Origin of the sequence: Paenibacillus sp. FSL E2-0201, assembly GCF_037963325.1 — a bacterium.
Classification (GTDB): domain Bacteria; phylum Bacillota; class Bacilli; order Paenibacillales; family Paenibacillaceae; genus Paenibacillus_AQ.
The window spans coordinates 2,777,662-2,796,986 of the sequence record NZ_CP150154.1 but is presented as its reverse complement, the minus strand read 5'-3'; the positions used below and the strand labels follow the sequence as shown (position 1 = coordinate 2,796,986).

The window sequence follows — 19,325 nt, the reverse complement described above, 5'->3', positions numbered from 1 at the left end:
GACTGCGCTGAAGCGCAAACGGTTTTGTTTTTTTACAAATGATCTGGTACAAAAGAAAAAGGCCCGGCAAGAATGCCGAACCTTGATCTGAACTTGATGATGTTACGCTTGATAACTATGAAGAGGCTTTCTCCTTTGTTTCCACGCTCGTTCCAAGCGAAATACCGCTTTTCTGAGCGTAAGCACTTAGGATTTCCTCCGTCTCCGAGCTTGTACGATGATGGAAGCAAGCTTTTGCAACCCTGGTAGCATCTATAGCCAGTGTATTCAGGGTACGGTGTTTAACCTTCAGCAGCGCCTGTGGCGACATGCTAAGATCACTAATCCCTAGCTCCAGCCAAAGTGGCAAAGAACGCTCATCTGCCGCCATTTCACCACATACGCTAATATCTATTTTTGCATTACGCGCTGCTTCTACAGTCATACGAATCATGCGCAGAACCGCTGGATGATATGGATGATACATATGCGCAATTTGTTCATTCATACGGTCTACAGCTAATACATATTGCACCAAATCGTTCGTACCGATACTGAAAAAATCAACTTCCTCAGCCAGTAAATCCGCAATCATAACCGCAGCTGGAACTTCAATCATAATACCGACTGGAATATTCCGATTAAACGGGATGCCCCGCAGCTCCAGTTCAGTCTTCACTTCTTCCAATACAGCTTTTGCTGCCTGTACTTCTTCTACAGAAGATATCATTGGGAACATTAGCTTTACATTCCCATATGCACTCGCCCGCAAAATGGCGGTTAGTTGAGTTTTGAACATATCTTGTCGATTCAAGCTGATTCGAATAGCACGATAGCCAAGGAACGGATTCTGTTCTTCTGGTAGCTGGAAGTAATCCAGATGCTTGTCCCCGCCTATATCCAGCGAACGGATCACAACCATATTGCTGCCTACCTTCTCGACCACCTGTTTATACACTTCGAATTGTTCATCCTCAGTCGGGAAAGAACTGCGATCCATATAAAGAAACTCTGTGCGGAATAGACCTACACCTTCAGCTCCATACTTGAGCGCTAAATTCAGTTCTTTAACAGAGCTGATATTACCGGCTAACCGCAGGTTAACACCATCTTTTGTGACGGCATCGACAGTAGCAAGCAATTCCAATTGTTCTTTCTTTTTATGCTGCTTATTCCGAAGAGAAACATATTCATTGATTGTTACCTCATCAGGATGAATTTGCACAGATCCGGTATCGCCGTCTATCACGAGCATATCTCCGGTCTGAATAGGATTAGACAAATTATTCTCCAAACCTGCTACGAGCGGAATGCCCAGCGCACGAGCCATAATGGAGGAATGCGAGGTTTTACCGCCCATCATAGTAACAATACCTAGAACATAAGTTGGGTTCAAGTGAGCTAACTGGGAAGGAGACAACTCCTTCGCTACGAGAATATACGGCTGTGTATCGGATGGCAACGTAACCTCAGGAGCACCTAAAAGATGCTTTAACAGACGATTTCCGACATCCTTGATATCGACCGCCCGTTCCTTCATGTATTCATCATCTAGCAAATCAAACATCGCTACAAAATGATCAATCGCTTCCTTAACAGCTACTTCCGCCGCCTTATATTGGCGTTCAATAATCCCCCGGATTTCACTCATGAACACCGGATCATCCAATATCGCCAGATGAGCATCAAAAATGCTGGATTCCTCTGGACCGACCACTTCTCTGAATTCCTTTTTGATGAATTCAATTTCGTCCTTAGAGGTACGGATACCTTCGTATAAACGCTCAAACTCCTTAGCTAGATCCACTGGGTTCACTTGTGTGTCTGGTAAGCTCCACTCCCAGTTCGGTAAGACAAAGGCCTTCCCGATAGCTACACCTGCTGCTGCGCCTATGCCTTGTATCATCCTTCTATCCCTCCAACGTTACTTTCATGTAAGACTACGGACATTACTGAAGATTGCCCCTTTTTAACATTTTTAAATGGAGCATAGCTCCATGATTTTACTCGATCAGGATTCGTAATCACCATTGGTGTAGCCAGTGAAGCCGCATGCTCACGCAAATAAGCGAGGTCGAATTTAACCAGCAATTGACCTGGCTCCACGCTGTCACCCTCTTTTACAACCGCCTCAAATGGCCCTTTAAGCTGCGAAGTATCAATCCCTATATGCATAAGTACCTCCAGCCCTTCCGGCGTAGCAATACCAACGGCATGCATTGTAGGGTAGACGTGCATAACCTTCCCGAATACAGGCGAAGTAAGCTCCCCTTTTTCGGGTAAAAATGCAACTCCATCACCCACCAGCTTCGCTGCAAAGATGTGATCCGGCACTTCCTCAATGGGCATCATTCTACCCTGCATCGGAGAACTGAACAGCACCTGCGGCAAATCTCGAAGCATCAGCTTGTTGATCTCCTCGCGGATCAGCTCTGAATACGTACCAAATACTACCTGAACATTGCCGCCACCGAGCTTGATAATCCCAGCAGAACCAAGACCTTTAAGCGCCCCGGTATCAATAAATCGATCATTGTGTACGGTAAGCCGCAAACGAGTGATACAGGACTGTACTTGTACAATATTCTCCTTACCACCTAGCGCCTCTAAGATTAGCGGTGCCTGATAAGGGATGTTACCTGCCCAATCCCCGAGTTCCGAACCTTCTTCACGTCCTGGTGTCGGGATCTGAAAACGGCGAATCGCCCAGCGGAACAAATTATAATATACAATCCCATAGCCAATGCCGATCGGAATCAAAAGCCAAGCCCTCTGCGACAGATGCAAATTTAAAAAGAAGTCAATGGCTCCTGCTGAATAAGAGAACCCGTGGTGAATTCCAAGCATGTAGGTCAGCACCATAGCGAGACCGGACATTACAGTATGTACCGCGAATAAATACGGAGAAGCAAACAAAAACGCGAATTCGATCTGCTCCGAAACCCCAGTTAGAAAACAAACCAAAGCGGCTCGCATGAAAGTCTTTTTAATCTTAGGCTTCAAATCCTCGCGCGCTTCCTGAATAATAGCAAAAGCAATGGCTGGCAGTGCGAACATCATTATCGGAAACAAACCGGCCATAAAAATGCCCGCTGTAGGATCGCCTGCAAAAAAACGTGGCAAATCCCCCTGAACGACAGTGCTACCATCAGGAGTTGTAAAGTTTCCAAACTGAAACCAAAACACATTATTAAGAATATGGTGAAGACCGAAGGCTGTCAGTACTCTATATAGTACCCCATAAATAAAAACGCCAAATCCGCCCGTCTGCAATATTCCTTGAAAAAGATCATCCAGTCCTCTTTGCAGCAGTGGAGATATCCCTAACATCACCCATGCAAAGCCAGCCGAAAACAATCCCATGAACAGCAAAACAAAACGCGACCCTCCAAAAAACTGGATCGCCTCTGGAAGCTTGATATTTTTAAACCGGTTTTGAGCGATACCGGCGACTATACCCAGCAAAATTCCGATAAGTGTTGCAGGTTGTACAAGCCCGTCTCCCATATGGGTAACAATCCGGTCGTAAGTGAACATCCCAGCCAACGCTGCAAGACCCGCCGTTCCAGCTTGATTGGATAATCCCCATGCTACACCCACAGCAAACAAATAAGGCATAAAATAAAAGATTCCCTGCCCAGCGTATGTAGCCACTTCGGATACCGAAGAAAGTCCCCATGCAGACCAAGGTAAGCTGCCCAAACTAAGCAAAATGGCTGCCGCCGGCAGTACCATGGTAGGAAGCATTATGGCTCTGCCCAATTGCTGCAATGATCCGAGCCAATTCAAGGCTACCCTCTCCTTTCTTTCTATATTGAATGGTACGCGCTGCGGGTGTTTTTGTCAAAATAAACTGAAGAAAAAATTCCGGTGTATTAGGCTGATTTCTCTAACCTATTTACCGCATCAAGAATTCAAGTCGTATGAGTTGAAGAATCTAGTATAAGATATCGACCTTTCATTTCTCAAGATGCTATTTAGAGACTCTTTGGAGAAACTCTGTGGACTTTTATAACTTCGGATTAAAGACCCCTGGGTGGTTCTCGTATTCTAATGTATTATGTGCAACAGAATGAGCTTAATTTTGATGAAAAATGGTTTTGATTGCATTTTGTACAATAGAAAATCCCTAAATCACTCTATTAAGGATCTATTGCTCTTTTTGATTGTACAAAGTGCAATCAAGGTAACTTTTTTAAACTAAAATGAAGATTCTATTGTACAAAGTGCAATCAAACGCTAAAATCACTCACTCATCACCATTTTTGTTCAGGGTGCATTGGTCGCAACTCATAATGTCTAACCCCTCTTTTACCTATCATTGGCTTTAGCAGCCCTTTCTCACTCAACGAGTGTAGCAATCTGCGCGCCGTACGAAAGTTAATCCTGAAATGCATGGTCACATCCTTCGGACGAATCGCCCTCCCCAGTCGCCAAGCCAAACGCAGAACCTCCTTCTCCTCGGATAAAATATCCACGCTTGCAGATTTACGCGCCAAATGAGGTGCCATCACCAATTGCAATAGCATCCGGCACACCTCAGGGCGGTGCTGAAGATCATCAACAGAAAAATGAATCATTTTCCACCCATTCCGGTCAAAAAAGTGTCCCGATTAACTGCATAGTTAAATCTCTCGCGGTCCATGTCCTTCACATGGCTTTGAAACCCGTCGCACTCAATCCCGAGACTGCCGCCGCTCTGCGGAAGAAAAGCGAAGTCCAGAAACTGAGATTTACGGTTCCAGTCGTACACTTCGTATTCTGGATGCAAATCATCAAAGCTCTCAAACAATGGCCACCATACATTCTGCAAGAACAACTTCTCCGCATAATTATGGCCTCTAACCAGCCTCCCCCTTCTTTCTCCTGATCTTTCACTCAAGTGCTTGTTAATGAACATACCATGTGCTTCTTCAAATTCCATTATGGTACCCTCCCCTATAAAAATAAAAAAACACCCTTCACCGCAAATCATGCGGATAAAGGACGTTCTTCGTCTGACTTCAGTATAACAAGTTCAAATAGTGATTTGCATTAAAAATTGTACAGACTTCGACTACACTCTCTGATCGAACTTACGCCCGACTACGACCATGCATCGTGATCGCTTCCTCGACCTTGATGCAGCGGTCCATAATCGCCGTCATACCGTGCTCAGCGGCGATTTCAGCGGCTTCCTGGCTGATAATCCCCTGCTGGAGCCAGAGCACACGTGCGCCGATGTCAGCGGCTTCCTGTGCGACCTTAGCACAGTGTTCGCTACGACGGAACACATTGACAATGTCAACCGGCTCTGGAATTTCTGCCAACGTATGATAGCACTTCTCTCCCAGTATTTCACCGTCAACCAAAGGGTTTACAGGGATAATCCGATATCCCCGACTTTGCATAGCACCCGCAACCATATAAGAGGTACGGTCTGTTTTGTCAGACAGGCCTACAACTGCAATATTACCGGCAGAAGCAAGGATATCTCCGATCTGCTCCCGGCTTGGATTCTCAAAGCTCATACATAGTGCTCCTTTCCATAGTTACACTTTATGATCCTGATTTACTTCACTGAAGACTGAAGCTAGTTTCGCTAGCCCCCTTACTTCTATTGTACCCACTCCACATTCGCACCAAGCGCACGCAGGTGATCAAAGTATTGCGGATACGACTTAGCAACATGGTGAGCATCTTTGATCAAGAGCGGTTTACGAGCACGTAAACCTACTACTGACAAAGCCATAATTACACGGTGGTCGTAATGTGCGTTGATGGTCACACCACCTTCGACACCTTCTGGCATGCCGTGAACAATAATTTCATCGCGGCGTTCCTCAACATTGGCTCCGGCACGAGTCAACTCTGCCAAGTAATCAGTTATACGATCACATTCCTTATATCGCAGATTCTCAACGTTATAGAATCGCGAAGTACCTTCAGCAAATACAGCAGCAGCTACCATAGCCAGCACTGCATCGGTTGCAGCATCACCGTCGAATTCAACGGCTTTCAGAACACCGTTCCCTTGTACGTGTACCGTTCCCTCATTATGAGTAAGAGGTACTTCCATCATACGCAGCACATCAACAATGGCTCTTTCTCCCTGTTTACTCTGTTCCACAAGTCGATGAACCTTAACATCCGACTTTGTAACAGCAGCCGCCGCAAGAATAGCCGCGGAGCCAGGATAGTCACCTTGAACCGTATAAGTCTTAGCCGCATAGGCTTGACGCCCCGGCACTTTAAAGGACATGTAATCATCCGCCGCATGAACCACAATTCCCGCCTGCTCCAATACTTCTAACGTCTGACCTACGACAACCTTCGATTTCAAATCATCAAGGACAATAATTTCACTATCTTCTTCAAGCAATGGTGTCAGGAACAGAAGAGCGCTTAGGAATTGGGAGCTGACTGCACCGGAAACTGTAATTTTACCCCCAACAGGTTTACCTCCACGGATCGTGATCGGCAGTTTTCCTTCGTTATGCTCTACCTTCACACCAAGCTGTTCTAGAGACACGATCAGATCGTCATGCGGACGTTTGCCCAATGAGTCAGGATACGTATTTACAAATGTAACCTCAGGGCTTAGCGCAGCCACAGCCATTAGAAAACGTAATACTGCTCCAGCATTCCCCACATTAAGTTCCTTAACATCCTTCGGTTTGCGTCCAAAGCCTTGAATCACAATTTTCTCATCATCTTCTGTGAGTACAGCTCCCAAATCTGCAATACAACGACGGATTGCATCGCTGTCTTCACTATGTGCCGGATGATAAATCGTACTTACACCTTCTGACAATGCGGCAACCAGTAAATAACGAGTGGTATAGTTTTTGGAAGAGAGGGCTCCGAATTCCCCCTGCAGAGATGGCGTTGGCCTAACAATAACGTCCATAATATAAACTCTCCTTAGTAGATATAGTTGTATGTAGTGCTTGTTTGACAGGGTAATCCATGCTTGTGTTATCATTAAACCATTCTTCTGATGAAAAGAGGTCACAACCATGCATAATGTTCCACAAATCACACCGCAAGAATTGCGGCAGTGTCTAGAGACAGGGGAAGACCTTGTACTCATCGACGTTCGTGAAGACGAAGAGGTTGCCTTCGGGATGATTCCCGGTGCACAGCATATCCCCATGGGAGAAATTCCACATCGCACAGAGGATATTCCAAGCGATGCTAAAGTAATCTTTATTTGCCGCTCCGGTGCACGAAGCCAGCGTGTATGCGAATATCTACAACAGTTTGGCATTAACGCTACAAATTTAAGCGGCGGTATGATTGAATGGAATGAAACACTCTCTTAAAAGCTCAACCGCGGTAATGCATTAAAATATGTTGCGACACTTCTGCCGCAGTCAGTCCCGTTGTATCGACCGTGTAATGCGCGAACAGGTAAGCATCATGGCGGTCTTCCATAATCCGTCTAACCCGTTCTTCTGCATTGCCGGCGAGCAGCGGACGATTCTGATCTCCACTAACACGAGCAATAATCTCTTCTTCCGTTGCCGTCAGCGCAACCACATGCCCTTTACTCAGCATTAACGCTGTATTCCCCGGCGCCAATACTGCGCCTCCACCTGTGGATATTAATTTATTCTCGGACTCTAGCATACGTTTTAGAACCGCTGTTTCCACGCTTCGAAAGTATTCCTCGCCATCTTCTGCGAAGATTTCCGCAATGCTTCTGCCTTCAGTTTCAGTAATGACATGATCTAAATCAACCAGCTCATAGCCTAGTTCCCTAGCTAAAATAGCACCTACTGTTGACTTCCCTGTTGCCATCATCCCTACTAAAATAATGTTCTTATTTCTTTGCTCTTCGTTCAACTTTTTATATTCTTCTGTATCCCCAGTCATGTCTATCCTCCAACCGCGATATTTGTCATATCATAACACAGGGTCAAAACATTAGACAATCTGCTTCACATAGTAAATACACATCAAATTTTCAACAAAAAAGGCCCGAAAGCCTCCCATTTCTGGTGAAGCAATTCGGGCCACTTTTTTGAAAATATAAGAAAGTATAAGTTTCTCGTTATACATTATCCTTATATTTCTCGCATAAACGCTTACCGCCCTATAGGACGCCGAGAACGTTTTTGCTTATAACCGTAACAGACTAGATTATTCTGCTGACATCCAGTTGTGGTGGAAGACGCCTTCTTTGTCTACACGTTTGAACGTGTGAGCGCCGAAGTAATCGCGTTGAGCCTGTAGCAGGTTCGCAGGCAGTCTTTCTGTACGATAGCTATCATAGTAAGCCAATGCGCTGGAGAAACCAGGTACTGGAACACCCATCGTTACAGCTGAAGCGATAACTTTACGCCATGCGGATTGGTAATTGTCCATAACATCCTTGAAGAAAGGATCAAGCAATAGGTTCTTAAGGTCTGCATTGTTCTCGTAAGCATCTGTGATGTTTTGTAGGAAACGGGAACGGATAATGCAGCCTCCACGCCAAATTTTAGCCAACTCGCCATATTTCAGATCCCAACCGTATTCGTCGGAAGCTACGCGCAGTTGAGCGAAACCTTGAGCATAGGATACGATTTTACTTGCGAACAATGCTTTACGCACGTTCTCGATGAATTCAGCTTTGTCGCCATCAAATGGCGTAGTTTCTGGTCCGTTAAGCACTTTGCTTGCTTCTACACGCTCATCCTTCATTGCAGACAAGAAGCGTGAGAATACGGATTCGGTAATCATGGACAAAGGTACGCCAAGATCCAGTGAGCTTTGGCTTGTCCATTTACCAGTTCCCTTTTGGCCAGCGGAATCAAGGATCACGTCAACCATTGGTTTACCAGTTTCTTCGTCATACTGAGCAAAAATATCTGTAGTAATCTCGATCAGGTAGCTGTCGAGCTCACCGCTATTCCACTCTTTGAAAATATTGTGAAGTTCTTTTGCATCCAGACCTAGAACGTCTTTGAGCAGCTGATAAGCTTCACAGATCAATTGCATATCACCATATTCGATACCGTTGTGCACCATTTTAACATAGTGTCCCGCACCGTCTGGTCCGATATATGTACAGCAAGGCTCACCGTTAACTTTAGCTGAGATTGCAGTTAGGATTGGTTCTACTAGCTTATACGCGCTTTCTTGACCGCCAGGCATAATGGAAGGACCTTTAAGAGCTCCTTCTTCACCGCCAGAAACCCCAGTTCCGACAAAGCGGAATCCTTTTTCTTCCAGATATTTACTGCGACGAACCGTATCAGGGAAATAAGCATTTCCTCCGTCGATAATAATGTCGCCTTGATCAAGATGCGGCAACAGTTGCTCGATGGTAGCATCAGTAGCTTTACCAGCTTGAACCATGATCAGAATTTTGCGCGGTGTTTCCAGCGAAGCTACAAATTCCTCAACGGAAAATGTGCCTACGAGGTTTTTACCTTCCGCCTCAGCAAGAAGATCATGTGTCTTCTCCGGTGAGCGGTTAAACACGGATACGGAAAAACCTTTGCTTTCGATATTTAGAGCCAAATTCTTGCCCATTACCGCCAAGCCAATAACGCCGATTTGTTGTTTTGCCATCTGGTCCTCCACCCTTTGCACCCTATATTTTTGGGAAATCCATTTCTCGCAGTATAAGAATACCACCCTTTATCAGAGACAGCAAAGCCTGCCCTGCGAAGAGAGATCAAATTCATTGACAAAACCATTGCCAACCTGAAAATGATCACAATGACTATTTTAACGTTTTTAGCGCCAGAAGTGAACCCCTGTCTGCAAGTTCTCACACAAATCTAAGACACCCCGAAGTTCGGGGTGCCCCTAAGCAACATTTGTAGGGCACTTTGTTTACCATTCTAACGTATACAATTCCTTCGTCAAAAAGGTAAGCTGAGCTCGGCATTTGTCCGCGCGAACCGTATCCTCTGCCTTAAGTGCATCATTTAATCGATCCAGCTGCTCATCCACTTCAATCCTACGCTGGCGAATCCGTTCTTCCCCTTCAACAGAATAATAGAGCTTGGTCAGCTCCTCATCGGTGAGCATAGGACCCTTCTGGTATAAGACCCGCTGCTGATAACCCGAGATTTCGACAAGACGTATCACTTCGCCGAACAAAATATTTTCAATAATAATCTGACGGTCTCGGAAACGTTTTACAATGGCATGGCCCCGCATGTCCCCAATTAATTTCTCCATCCATTCAGACAAGCGAGCATCACGAATCATATAGTCACCCACGAGTTTATAGCCGTCTTTGATCCTTTGAAAACGTAATTTCACCAATTTACGGCCGGTACGGACTGAAATTACAAAGACCTGATCGTTCTCGCTCCAATATAGGGGATAACCTTTTTGAATCAAATCCTTGATCAGGTCCTGGATATGCTGTCTGTCGAAACGCAGCTCCAGGTTACAGTACTCCACCTCGTCGTTTTTGTTCACGGCACTCCCCCCTAACTGCTTCACATCTGCAAAGTCAACACCATTCGTTCCATTTCAGAGTATTTATGGCTGCCGGACCTCTTCAAGTAATCATTACTTTTTGCGTTCGTCTTAGTCTTATTTTATACTTCAGTTTATGTAGCGGTAACTTGGTTTATTGACTATTTTTACCCCCAACAGACATTCTCCAAACGCTAATCGGAATTTTTTATTCCTTTCGGTCCTTTTGGGGCATTATCATTCACATATTATTGTTTAACGCTATACCGAATGTCTTTTAAATTCCTAAAAAAAAGCCGCTGACAACCTAATTCTCAGGTTGTCAGCGGCTTTTCACATTTCAGATCAACTCGGTTTAAATTTCAGCTTTGTTCTGTGCACAATGAGCAAATGCAGCCCGAAGAGCATCAGCATCACTATTGCACTTACTAGGAACGGGACGCCATGACCTACATGGTCCCATAGTCTCCCTGATAATACCGGACCTGCCACCATCCCAGAGCCTTGCAGCGTCAAGAATAGCCCCCATACAGTCCCTCGTTCCCCCTTAGGGACTTGCTTGGCTAGAAAGGCATTCCAAGCCGGGAGAATAAGCGCGTAGCTTATACCGACCAAAGCCACCGCGATAAAGGCAAGCGGCAGCCAGCGGACCTGTGAGAACAGAGCAAGGGAAAAGGCCGCGAGCAAAAAGCCGATATTCAGAAACACAGTTGTTCCAATTCGGTCCACCAGCTTACCAGCTGGAATCAGAGCAAGCACCGTAATCCCCCCACCTGCAATCAGAAGAAGACTAAACTGATTTGGACTAACATGAAGCTCTGTGCGAGCAAACAAAGTAACTACAGGGGTCATCAAGCCAATGGCAAAAGCCTGAAGAAATAAAGCAGGATATAACCATCGACTGACCTTAAGCGTCGTCTTAACCTGATGCAGTGTTCTTTTTATACTTTCTAACGGACTAATCTTTTTACGTTCAATGACTCCACCGAGCCCCTGCATGTCCCTTACAACGGCATGAGTTCCACTTGGCGAGATTCTCTTAGGTAGAAATAGGGCCACCACAACTACAACAGCTGCACAACCTAACAGGACCAAAAAGGCTACACGATAGCTTTGTCCTCCATGATCCATCAAAAAATTCACTACGATCGGACCGATTCCCGTACCTGCCAGCGAGGCCATCTCGACAGCACCCATAGCTGCCCCGCTGCTGCCGCTTTTAGTAGATCCCGCCAATTCGGTGATCCCTGTCATCACACAAGGCCAAAGCGGGGATGTCCCGATCCCAAGAATAAGACAAGCAATCGATAACGTAACTGCTGTTTTAGCATATATTATCATGCCAACAGCTACTAGGATCAACAACAAGGCACTTGTCATGGTCCAGCGAAATCCTATGCGCTCCATAACCCAGCCAGAAGGACTGCGGAATAGATTATCACCCAAATACTGGAGTGCAAAGGCAAAACCTACTACCGTCACTGATAGACCCAAAATATTCTCCATATACACGGGTAACAAAGCGACAAGAAGCGACCCTTTCACAAATTCAACTAAAAAAATAATTACCCACATCTCCATAATAAATGGTGATGTCAGACTGATATGTGTACGTTGCACGGCTTTCGTGGACATTCTATCACATCCAAATCCTAGTATTCTGTAGATTGTTTTGTTATACTGATGCTTGCCTTAAATTTTAATATTCGCGAAAGGTTGTGACAGCATTAAATGAATCAACACCGTACTCCCCTCTTCACAGCTTTAAAAAAGCATGCCGCCGGCAATCCCGTTCAATTTCATATTCCGGGGCATAAGAAGGGGCTAGGAACCGATGCCGAATTCCGTGAGTTTATCGGCGATAACGCTCTATCCATCGATCTAATCAACATCGCACCGCTTGATGATCTACATCAGCCCACTGGCGTAATCCAGGAGGCTCAGAAGCTGGCTGCGAAGGCTTTCGGCGCCGACTATACGTATTTTAGCGTACAGGGCACGAGCAATGCCATCATGACGATGATCCTCTCTGTCTGCTCACCGGGTGATAAAATAATTGTGCCGCGTAACATTCATAAATCTGTAATGTCGGCCATTATCTTCTCCGGAGCCAAGCCTGTGTTTGTCTCGCCTGTTCAGGATGAGAATCTCGGGATAGATCACGGCATAACGACCAGTTCGCTGGAACGAGCGTTAAGGCGTCATCCAGACGCCAAAGGAGTTCTAGTAATCAATCCCACGTACTTCGGTGTATGCGCCGACCTGCGTTCGATTGTCGACCTGGCTCACCGTTACGGTGTACCCGTATTGGTGGACGAGGCACATGGAGTACTGATTCATTTTCACGAGGATCTGCCGGTATCGGCCATGCAGGCCGGAGCGGACATAGCTGCCACAAGTGTGCATAAACTTGGCGGCTCCATGACGCAAAGCTCGGTACTGAATCTAAATGCTAAGACGGGTCTGATTAACCCGCAACGGGTACAGACCATTATGAGCATGCTGACTACAACATCCACCTCATATATTTTATTAGCGTCCTTGGATACATCAAGACGTAATCTCGCGCTGAACGGTCATGAAATGGCGGAAAGAACCATTCGATTGTCCAACTATGCACGCGAAACGATCAATACGATCGAAGGCCTGTACAGCTTTGGAAAAGAAATCCTTGGGACAGAAGCCACATTTGATCATGACCCAACCAAGCTCAACATTCATGTGCGCCATTTAGGGATCACAGGATACGAAACCGAAAACTGGTTGCGCGAGAAGTACAACATCGAAGTAGAACTAAGCGACATGTATAATATTCTTTGCCTTATTACCCCAGGTGATACCCAAGAATCAGTAGATAAATTATTAGCTGCACTTCGGGTGTTGTCCGCTATTCATTATAGCAAGGGTGAAATTTACGAGCTTAAGGTTCAGGTTCCAGAAATTCCGCAGCTTGCTCTGATTCCAAGAGACGCTTTTTATGCGGATACGCAGTTAGTTCCATTCCGTGAATCTGCTGGCTACATTATTGCAGAATTTATATATGTATATCCGCCGGGAATTCCTATTCTTCTCCCTGGCGAAGTAATCACTCAGGATAACATCGATTATATTATTGACCATGTGGAGATTGGCCTTCCGGTTAAAGGTCCTGAAGACCGCAGCATCACTAACATAAAAGTGATTGTTGAAGCCGATCCTATATCCTAAGATCCATCATTTTCCTAAAAAACTTCATTCATTTATACAAAAACCCGATACCATAATAAGTATCGGGTTTCTGTATATAAACATCAACTGTCATATACACAATAGAACAGCTTAATTTAGTCGCTAAAATCTATTCTTGCTGAGCAAGCAGATTGTTGTAAGCTTCTTCAACAGCTTTCCATTCTTCTTCATCTTCGATATTGTACAATACCATTTCTTCGTCTTCTTCTTCCATACGCAGAATAATGCCGTCTGCTTCTGGATACTCGCGCTCTAACAACAGAGCGTATAATTTCTCGCCTATGTCGAACGTTTCTACAAGCACCATTTCTACATCTTCGCCCTGCTCGTTCGTCAAGGTCAGCACAAACTCCTCGTGCTCATGGTCGTGATCATGCCCGCAACCGCATGCTTCACCATGCTCATGTTTGTGATCGCTCATTGTAATACCTCACTTTGAATTGTATTATCCTACATCTGGTATCGTACCACGTTAGATTAGTTCAGGTCAATTTAGAACAATCAATTGAGAGCCGTAATTACCTTCTCTGACACAAGAACATAATCTGCATTTTTCGAAGATTTCATATAAAAGCCCACCCGATATTTCCCGGTTTCTTTAAAATCATACGTAAACTCCGAGGTTGGAAACCAGAAATTATCCTTCTTCGAGCCTTCAAGCTCCTGCGACTGAATATCCTTAACATTACCAGATGGGTCCGTTATGGCTACTTTCACAGCTGAAACTTCTTCTGTTAAGCTATCTACTTGGGTTAATATCTTAATCTTGAGCTTGCCAACGTTAACGTTACCAAAGACCGTATTATCCTTAAAAAGAACAATATGAACATTAGGCTTAAGAATCGAGACTTTCCCAGAGCCATCCCAACTCACAAGCCCGCCTGCTTCTCTAGCGGGAATATACGTTTTCCCATCAATTAAATAACCGCCGTCCACAATTTCCTTCCCGTTGTTCCAAACCCTGATTTTCTGATTAACGGAATCGGCGAACAATAATGAACCGCCCATTAAGGAAAAAGCAAACACGCATAAAGTGATTTTTTTCCATCTATTCATTTGAAACCCTCCAAATAATTCATACTGTTAATGTATACTTACTTTGTCTCAGCAAGTTGCGCTAATTGTAGGTAAATATTTCATTCATCTTGCGAAAAATGATATTATGGATTTGTTCAAAGTTGATATATTTAGCCATCAGTGATTTCAGGAGGGTACTTTCTTATGAGTCTGAGCCTACAAATGCTAGGAACCGGCAATGCTTTTGCAAAAAACTATTTCAACAACAATGGCTTGCTACTAGCGGATACTTATACCCTACTGATTGATTGCGGGATTACAGCCCCGCTTGCCATGCATACCATTGGAAAATCTTTCCGAGACGTAAATGCTACTCTAATTACGCATATTCATGCGGATCATGTTGGAGGTCTGGAAGAGCTAGCGCTAACCCTAAAACACGTCTACGGGGAAAAGATGAGATTACTTTTGCCTGAGACGCTTGTTGAGCCTCTATGGAACAACACATTAAAGGGCGGATTATATCAACAAGATGCAGTAGCTTCCCTTACCGATATCTTCGAGGTTACAACTATGAAACCCGGAATTACGTACAAGCTTGCTCCTTCTCTTTCGCTCGAGATCATACATACACCGCATATTCCCGGTAAAGATAGCTATTCTCTTTTAATAAATAACGAGATTTTCTACAGTGCGGATATGACTTTTCAACCGGATCTACTGATAAACCTTGTGCGTGAGCGCGGCATCCGAATGATTCTGCATGACTGTCAGCTTGGTGGATCAGGCGTTGTTCACACCACGCTGGAGGAGTTATTGTCTTTACCCGAGGATGTTCGACGTATCATCAAGCTCATGCATTACAGTGATGAACAACCGCAATTCGTCGGACTTACAGGAGAGATGGAGTTTATAGAGCAGCATCTAATTTATAAACTTTGACTATTATATAAAAAAGACCGTACATTGACGTCCAAGGACGTTAGTACGGTCTTTACCTTTTGAACTATGAGAATGTCGGAAGATTATCCAAATTGTTGGTTGGATCCCCATCCGCATCGCCGCGAATATAAGTCTCCCCGTCTTTACCTTTAAAAGCATTCACTCCGGCAATATTTCCGGCCTGTACTTCTTGAAGCGCTTGATCATACGCCAAGACACGTCCTGTGGAGGTCTGGAAACTGGTTAGATCTCCATCTCCATTTTTCTGTACGGCTACGAAACTTTCGCGTTCGTTATTTGGCACTTTAGTTCGCCCCTTGCAGTAGAATTTGCCATCATAAGGCACATCCTAGCTTGCTTCATGGAACGGTAAATTATGTGCGCTAATTTTAAAGAGTTTTCTGCATCCGTACATGTAGAATGCCTGCGTCATAAAAAGGTTCCGTAGAAATCACTTCATATCCTAGCTTCTTGTAGAAATTCTCAGCTTGACATTGTGCATCAAGAATCGAAGCTTCTAGTCCAAGTTCCCGAGCAAGCTCTTCCATAGCCAGCAACAGAACACGTCCGTATCCTTTAACTCGATAATCTTTCAGCACGGCGATACGCTGCATTTTGGCTGTACCTGCTTTGTAGTAAATCAATCTTCCTGTAGCGACAGGCACTCCTTCATCTATAATCAGAATATGGTGCGCATTCGGACCGATAACATCGTATTCATCAATTTCTTCCTCAACCGGTACCATTTGTTCCTCTACAAATACTTTAGTACGAATATCCAGCCCCATCCGAAGCTGTTCCTCTGTAGTAACCCGTAAGATTTCTGCCGCCATGTTAGTCGCAAACTCCTCTCTCTATGTATCCAACGATAGTTGTCTATTATATAAAAATTTGACTAGAAAGAAAAGCCTGAGCATGAGAAACCGTCTTCTATCTCTGCTCTAATCTACAGTATATACTTCTTCAGGAATCGAACGATTGTATATGTCTTGCATCACTGGTGACAATGGAGGGTACTGACCTTTAATCTTTCCATCTAGATTCGTCATCTCATTGATTTCCATGACTTTTGTTGGCTTTGCCTCGGAGCAACCTACCAAAACCATCAGTAACAACAGACAAACGCCGACTTCCCATTTCATAATTTTAGGCATGGTCATACTCCTTTCACCGTTCAACTGCGGTTATTCTCTTTACAGCTTTGACGGTTCAAGAGTTTTATAAACCATTGGTGAACTTCATTCCCTGATTCTAATCCTTAAAGATTCACATTTCCAATGACATGAACCATGTACATCATCCCTGCCAGAAAACCAGCTAATACAAAATAAGCGATGCCATATTTCCAGCGTGAGCTGGCTGGCACATCGTAATACTTATCATTCTCGTAGACCGTATAGCTAATATCGCAATTCATCTTAAGATGCATCCCATTCTCTAGGGTCACAGGCTCCAGCTGCGAGATACGCACCTTTTCAATTATGCATTGCTGAGGAAGTGTAGCTCTACCAATGTAGTTTAGTTGATCCCATCGCACCCCTACATACTGCTGTCTTTCCAAATCACTGTAAGTGGTAAAAGGTAAATCTCTTCTATGCTCTGGCCCTGGAATCATGTAGCCTGCATCTCTAAGCGGCTCTACTGGAATTAAGAAACCCTTCGTTACAGAATAAATACGATTGTTAGAACGTCTCTTAACATATTTGTTATACAGATCGTAAGCAAATAGTGCCCAAATAATAAAGAATAAGATCGAACGCATATATATGATGATGCCTAAACCGCCCACGAGTCCCACAAGCCACAGCCAACGCGTAACCGCGGTAGCAATACGTCCACCGTCAAGCGGGTGAATCGGCAGCAGGTTAATCAGATTAAGCAAAAAACCTATATAAGCCAAGGAATAGAGTAGCGGACTATCCATGTAAAAAGCCGCCCCAAAAACGGCAGTAGCCCCAACGGTTCCTAAAATCGGACCTCCAAAAGCAATATAAGCTTCCGTCTTCGCATCCAGCGGTTGTTTTTTCATTGTGATTAATGCTCCCAAAAACGGTATAAACAGTGGAGCGCTAACTGGAAGCCCAATTCGTTTAGCTGCTATTACATGCCCTAATTCATGGACTAGCAAGAGCAGAACAAAACCCACGGCAAACCCCCACGGATAAATCAACGCATACGCCCATATCGAAATTATCATCGAAATTAGCGGCCCTGCTATTTTACCTATTTTCAGAAGGGACAAAATCGCCTTTCCTTTAAACAGGAGCATCGCCGCCCCGCCCCCCAACCATTTCCATGGCGTGGAAGAATCCTTTTTCTGCTCATTTTGCGGCAAGATCTCAAGCTCCTTTTTCTTTCAATTTTTATCCAACGGCTGTACATTACTATCCATTTTATCATAAGCGCTTAAGGAGTATTTCCATAAAAAAGCATTTGGCTAAATATACGGCGCAACTTTTAAAATCGTTTCAGCGTCAAACAAACAGATAATGGATAATTTTTACTCCTGTTAAAAGAAAGGGCTGACTAATATGAACTCTACATACTTAAAATCATTGCTATCAGCTGTAATGCTCTCTATGCTTCTTCTCCCTACTTCAGCATCAGCAAGTACTCTGCAATCTAATTCCGAGCACGAGACGGTCTCACTCACCTCTGCGTCCAACTCTTCGCAGGTTTACTATCAATTCGGTATTCCTGGTGGAACCGTAGGAGGTCCGGCGGTACTCAAAAATGGAGTAATCTACGTAGATGTTCGAGGAATCGCTGAGAGTGCGGGTCTGAAGATGGAATGGGATAAGTCCGGCGAACGCGCATTGTTCAAAGGCTGGACCAAAAGCTTCGCGGTTCGAATCGGGAGTCAAAATGGTGTTCTTGACGGGAAAACCGTAGCTCTAGGCGGTTCCCCTTTCAAATCTAAAGAAGACGGCATATATGTACCCGCTCGCTTTATCGTTAAAGCATTCGAAGGTAGTAATCTCCATCTGGATCCCAAAACTAATACATTATTAGCGAGCGATCTAAAAACCTACAACGTATTTACAGAAACCTATGGCGGGCGTACTTATACACTAATTAAAGCTAATGGAGACTTATATGTCTCTCAAGGCAAGGATAAAGTGCTTCTTCTCACCTCACTTCAAACTAGTTTTGACTGGGCAGGAATGCAGATTGATAAAACACCGGGTGGACTGCTCGTCATTACGATTACTGACTCTTTTGGAGAACCCCATATCAATACACGTGTTGTCACCCTCGTATTCAAGAATGGCGCGTTACTTCGCAAAGCTACTTTCGCCTACCAGTTCAGAGGAGATGCAGATCTCAAACCGTTTGACGACAATCTGCTATTGCATGATGGCAACACTTTACGATTCGTACAGGATGGCACGGGCAATATAACAGCTACTTTAGATCTATTGAAACTGGGAGGCAAAGAAGATGATGCTTACTATATAGAAGCTATTGATAACGATATCCTTCTGCTCCGCGGTAATCAAAAAGGATTGCTTACCTTAATCGACCGCAAAACAGGAAAGCGAACGCTTTTATACGAGGAGCTGCTTACTGCAAAGGATCAGAAGTACGCAGAAAATAACGATACTCCTTACAAAGGAGATACTTTGAAGTTCGTGAAACGGAGTGGCGATAAGTTGTACTTTTTAAATGACTCCCCGCTTACGGGCAAGAAAGACTTGATCTATACGCTGGGACAATGATTCCGCTTCATTTTAACTTCCTCACACAAAATAGCC

At 44.5% G+C, this 19,325-nt stretch carries 20 protein-coding genes; 4 read left to right on the top strand and 16 right to left on the bottom strand.

The features are described 5' to 3' along the window. Positions 1–115 precede the first annotated feature (115 nt). The 6 genes from ptsP to aroA form a co-directional block, all read right to left on the bottom strand. Positions 116–1,885: a phosphoenolpyruvate--protein phosphotransferase gene (ptsP, locus tag NSU15_RS12305; protein WP_339290619.1), complete on the bottom strand. Its 1,770-nt coding sequence runs from the start codon at positions 1,883–1,885 to the stop codon at positions 116–118. Further along, positions 1,882–3,768, bottom strand: a complete 1,887-nt coding sequence (locus NSU15_RS12300; protein WP_042126806.1) for a glucose PTS transporter subunit IIA — start codon at positions 3,766–3,768, stop codon at positions 1,882–1,884. The genes ptsP and NSU15_RS12300 overlap by 4 nt, the downstream gene beginning before the upstream one ends. A gap of 467 nt (positions 3,769–4,235) precedes the next feature. Then, complete coding sequence (locus NSU15_RS12295; protein ID WP_339290617.1) at positions 4,236–4,559, bottom strand: hypothetical protein; 324 nt, start codon at positions 4,557–4,559, stop codon at positions 4,236–4,238. Continuing rightward, positions 4,556–4,903 (bottom strand): hypothetical protein, encoded by a 348-nt coding sequence (locus tag NSU15_RS12290; RefSeq protein ID WP_339290615.1) that lies wholly within the window; start codon positions 4,901–4,903, stop codon positions 4,556–4,558. Before NSU15_RS12290 ends, NSU15_RS12295 begins: the two co-directional genes overlap by 4 nt. A 151-nt stretch (positions 4,904–5,054) precedes the next feature. Then, complete coding sequence (locus NSU15_RS12285; protein ID WP_042126802.1) at positions 5,055–5,489, bottom strand: CoA-binding protein; 435 nt, start codon at positions 5,487–5,489, stop codon at positions 5,055–5,057. Positions 5,490–5,575: 86 nt separating this feature from the next. Further along, positions 5,576–6,868 (bottom strand): 3-phosphoshikimate 1-carboxyvinyltransferase, encoded by a 1,293-nt coding sequence (gene aroA / locus NSU15_RS12280; protein ID WP_076117649.1) that lies wholly within the window; start codon positions 6,866–6,868, stop codon positions 5,576–5,578. 109 nt (positions 6,869–6,977) lie between these two features. Between aroA and NSU15_RS12275 the strand changes: the two genes are divergently transcribed. Beyond that, positions 6,978–7,283 carry a rhodanese-like domain-containing protein gene (locus NSU15_RS12275; protein ID WP_042126799.1) on the top strand — a complete coding sequence of 102 codons (306 nt, stop codon included), beginning with the start codon at positions 6,978–6,980 and terminating at the stop codon, positions 7,281–7,283. A 4-nt stretch (positions 7,284–7,287) separates the two neighbouring features. Here NSU15_RS12275 and NSU15_RS12270 read toward each other — a convergent pair whose 3' ends face one another. The 4 genes from NSU15_RS12270 to NSU15_RS12255 form a co-directional block, all read right to left on the bottom strand. Continuing rightward, the gene (locus NSU15_RS12270) at positions 7,288–7,836 is read right to left on the bottom strand and encodes a shikimate kinase (protein ID WP_042126797.1); all 549 of its coding nucleotides are present in this window, start codon (positions 7,834–7,836) and stop codon (positions 7,288–7,290) included. 267 nt (positions 7,837–8,103) lie between these two features. Beyond that, positions 8,104–9,519 carry an NADP-dependent phosphogluconate dehydrogenase gene (gene gndA / locus NSU15_RS12265; protein ID WP_076117650.1) on the bottom strand — a complete coding sequence of 472 codons (1,416 nt, stop codon included), beginning with the start codon at positions 9,517–9,519 and terminating at the stop codon, positions 8,104–8,106. Positions 9,520–9,786: 267 nt separating this feature from the next. Next, a complete protein-coding gene (locus NSU15_RS12260) occupies positions 9,787–10,383 on the bottom strand; it encodes a hypothetical protein (RefSeq protein WP_076117652.1) in 597 nt (198 codons plus the stop codon). Positions 10,384–10,728: 345 nt separating this feature from the next. After that, a complete protein-coding gene (locus NSU15_RS12255; RefSeq protein ID WP_042126791.1) occupies positions 10,729–12,018 on the bottom strand; it encodes an MFS transporter in 1,290 nt (429 codons plus the stop codon). A 96-nt stretch (positions 12,019–12,114) separates the two neighbouring features. On the opposite strand from NSU15_RS12255, the gene NSU15_RS12250 reads away from it, so the two are divergent. Further along, positions 12,115–13,590 (top strand): aminotransferase class I/II-fold pyridoxal phosphate-dependent enzyme, encoded by a 1,476-nt coding sequence (locus NSU15_RS12250; RefSeq protein WP_042126789.1) that lies wholly within the window; start codon positions 12,115–12,117, stop codon positions 13,588–13,590. Between the two features lie 130 nt (positions 13,591–13,720). On the opposite strand, the gene NSU15_RS12245 is transcribed toward NSU15_RS12250, so the two are convergent. Both NSU15_RS12245 and NSU15_RS12240 read right to left on the bottom strand, forming a co-directional pair. Continuing rightward, the gene (locus NSU15_RS12245; protein ID WP_339290611.1) at positions 13,721–14,032 is read right to left on the bottom strand and encodes a DUF1292 domain-containing protein; all 312 of its coding nucleotides are present in this window, start codon (positions 14,030–14,032) and stop codon (positions 13,721–13,723) included. Positions 14,033–14,112: 80 nt separating this feature from the next. Further along, a complete protein-coding gene (locus NSU15_RS12240; RefSeq protein WP_042126785.1) occupies positions 14,113–14,667 on the bottom strand; it encodes a hypothetical protein in 555 nt (184 codons plus the stop codon). 165 nt (positions 14,668–14,832) lie between these two features. Here NSU15_RS12240 and NSU15_RS12235 point away from each other — a divergent pair, with 165 nt between their 5' ends. Next, positions 14,833–15,570, top strand: a complete 738-nt coding sequence (locus NSU15_RS12235; RefSeq protein WP_339290609.1) for an MBL fold metallo-hydrolase — start codon at positions 14,833–14,835, stop codon at positions 15,568–15,570. Between the two features lie 64 nt (positions 15,571–15,634). Here NSU15_RS12235 and NSU15_RS12230 read toward each other — a convergent pair whose 3' ends face one another. The 4 genes from NSU15_RS12230 to NSU15_RS12215 form a co-directional block, all read right to left on the bottom strand. After that, a complete protein-coding gene (locus NSU15_RS12230) occupies positions 15,635–15,874 on the bottom strand; it encodes a DUF3892 domain-containing protein (protein ID WP_036686113.1) in 240 nt (79 codons plus the stop codon). A gap of 85 nt (positions 15,875–15,959) precedes the next feature. Further along, entirely contained in the window at positions 15,960–16,403 is a 444-nt protein-coding gene (locus tag NSU15_RS12225; RefSeq protein ID WP_042126779.1) for a GNAT family N-acetyltransferase, read from the bottom strand. Positions 16,404–16,511: 108 nt separating this feature from the next. Further along, positions 16,512–16,724 carry a hypothetical protein gene (locus NSU15_RS12220; protein ID WP_042126777.1) on the bottom strand — a complete coding sequence of 71 codons (213 nt, stop codon included), beginning with the start codon at positions 16,722–16,724 and terminating at the stop codon, positions 16,512–16,514. A gap of 104 nt (positions 16,725–16,828) precedes the next feature. Then, complete coding sequence (locus tag NSU15_RS12215) at positions 16,829–17,905, bottom strand: site-2 protease family protein (protein ID WP_042126775.1); 1,077 nt, start codon at positions 17,903–17,905, stop codon at positions 16,829–16,831. Between the two features lie 220 nt (positions 17,906–18,125). Between NSU15_RS12215 and NSU15_RS12210 the strand changes: the two genes are divergently transcribed. Then, on the top strand, positions 18,126–19,289 hold the full coding sequence (locus NSU15_RS12210; protein ID WP_339290605.1) for a copper amine oxidase N-terminal domain-containing protein: 1,164 nt from the start codon (positions 18,126–18,128) through the stop codon (positions 19,287–19,289). The last annotated feature ends 36 nt before the right edge of the window (positions 19,290–19,325 follow it).

What these genes read in the sequence shown, in the direction of transcription:
- NSU15_RS12225 (WP_042126779.1), bottom strand. Translation starts at nt 16,403, where the DNA reads ATGGCGGCAGAAATCTTACGGGTTACTACAGAGGAACAGCTTCGGATG.
- NSU15_RS12295 (WP_339290617.1), bottom strand. Translation starts at nt 4,559, where the DNA reads ATGATTCATTTTTCTGTTGATGATCTTCAGCACCGCCCTGAGGTGTGC.
- NSU15_RS12275 (WP_042126799.1), top strand. Translation starts at nt 6,978, where the DNA reads ATGCATAATGTTCCACAAATCACACCGCAAGAATTGCGGCAGTGTCTA.
- NSU15_RS12270 (WP_042126797.1), bottom strand. Translation starts at nt 7,836, where the DNA reads ATGACTGGGGATACAGAAGAATATAAAAAGTTGAACGAAGAGCAAAGA.
- NSU15_RS12220 (WP_042126777.1), bottom strand. Translation starts at nt 16,724, where the DNA reads ATGCCTAAAATTATGAAATGGGAAGTCGGCGTTTGTCTGTTGTTACTG.
- aroA (WP_076117649.1), bottom strand. Translation starts at nt 6,868, where the DNA reads ATGGACGTTATTGTTAGGCCAACGCCATCTCTGCAGGGGGAATTCGGA.
- NSU15_RS12290 (WP_339290615.1), bottom strand. Translation starts at nt 4,903, where the DNA reads ATGGAATTTGAAGAAGCACATGGTATGTTCATTAACAAGCACTTGAGT.
- NSU15_RS12245 (WP_339290611.1), bottom strand. Translation starts at nt 14,032, where the DNA reads ATGAGCGATCACAAACATGAGCATGGTGAAGCATGCGGTTGCGGGCAT.
- gndA (WP_076117650.1), bottom strand. Translation starts at nt 9,519, where the DNA reads ATGGCAAAACAACAAATCGGCGTTATTGGCTTGGCGGTAATGGGCAAG.
- NSU15_RS12240 (WP_042126785.1), bottom strand. Translation starts at nt 14,667, where the DNA reads ATGAATAGATGGAAAAAAATCACTTTATGCGTGTTTGCTTTTTCCTTA.
- NSU15_RS12255 (WP_042126791.1), bottom strand. Translation starts at nt 12,018, where the DNA reads ATGTCCACGAAAGCCGTGCAACGTACACATATCAGTCTGACATCACCA.
- NSU15_RS12235 (WP_339290609.1), top strand. Translation starts at nt 14,833, where the DNA reads ATGAGTCTGAGCCTACAAATGCTAGGAACCGGCAATGCTTTTGCAAAA.
- NSU15_RS12285 (WP_042126802.1), bottom strand. Translation starts at nt 5,489, where the DNA reads ATGAGCTTTGAGAATCCAAGCCGGGAGCAGATCGGAGATATCCTTGCT.
- ptsP (WP_339290619.1), bottom strand. Translation starts at nt 1,885, where the DNA reads ATGATACAAGGCATAGGCGCAGCAGCAGGTGTAGCTATCGGGAAGGCC.
- NSU15_RS12250 (WP_042126789.1), top strand. Translation starts at nt 12,115, where the DNA reads ATGAATCAACACCGTACTCCCCTCTTCACAGCTTTAAAAAAGCATGCC.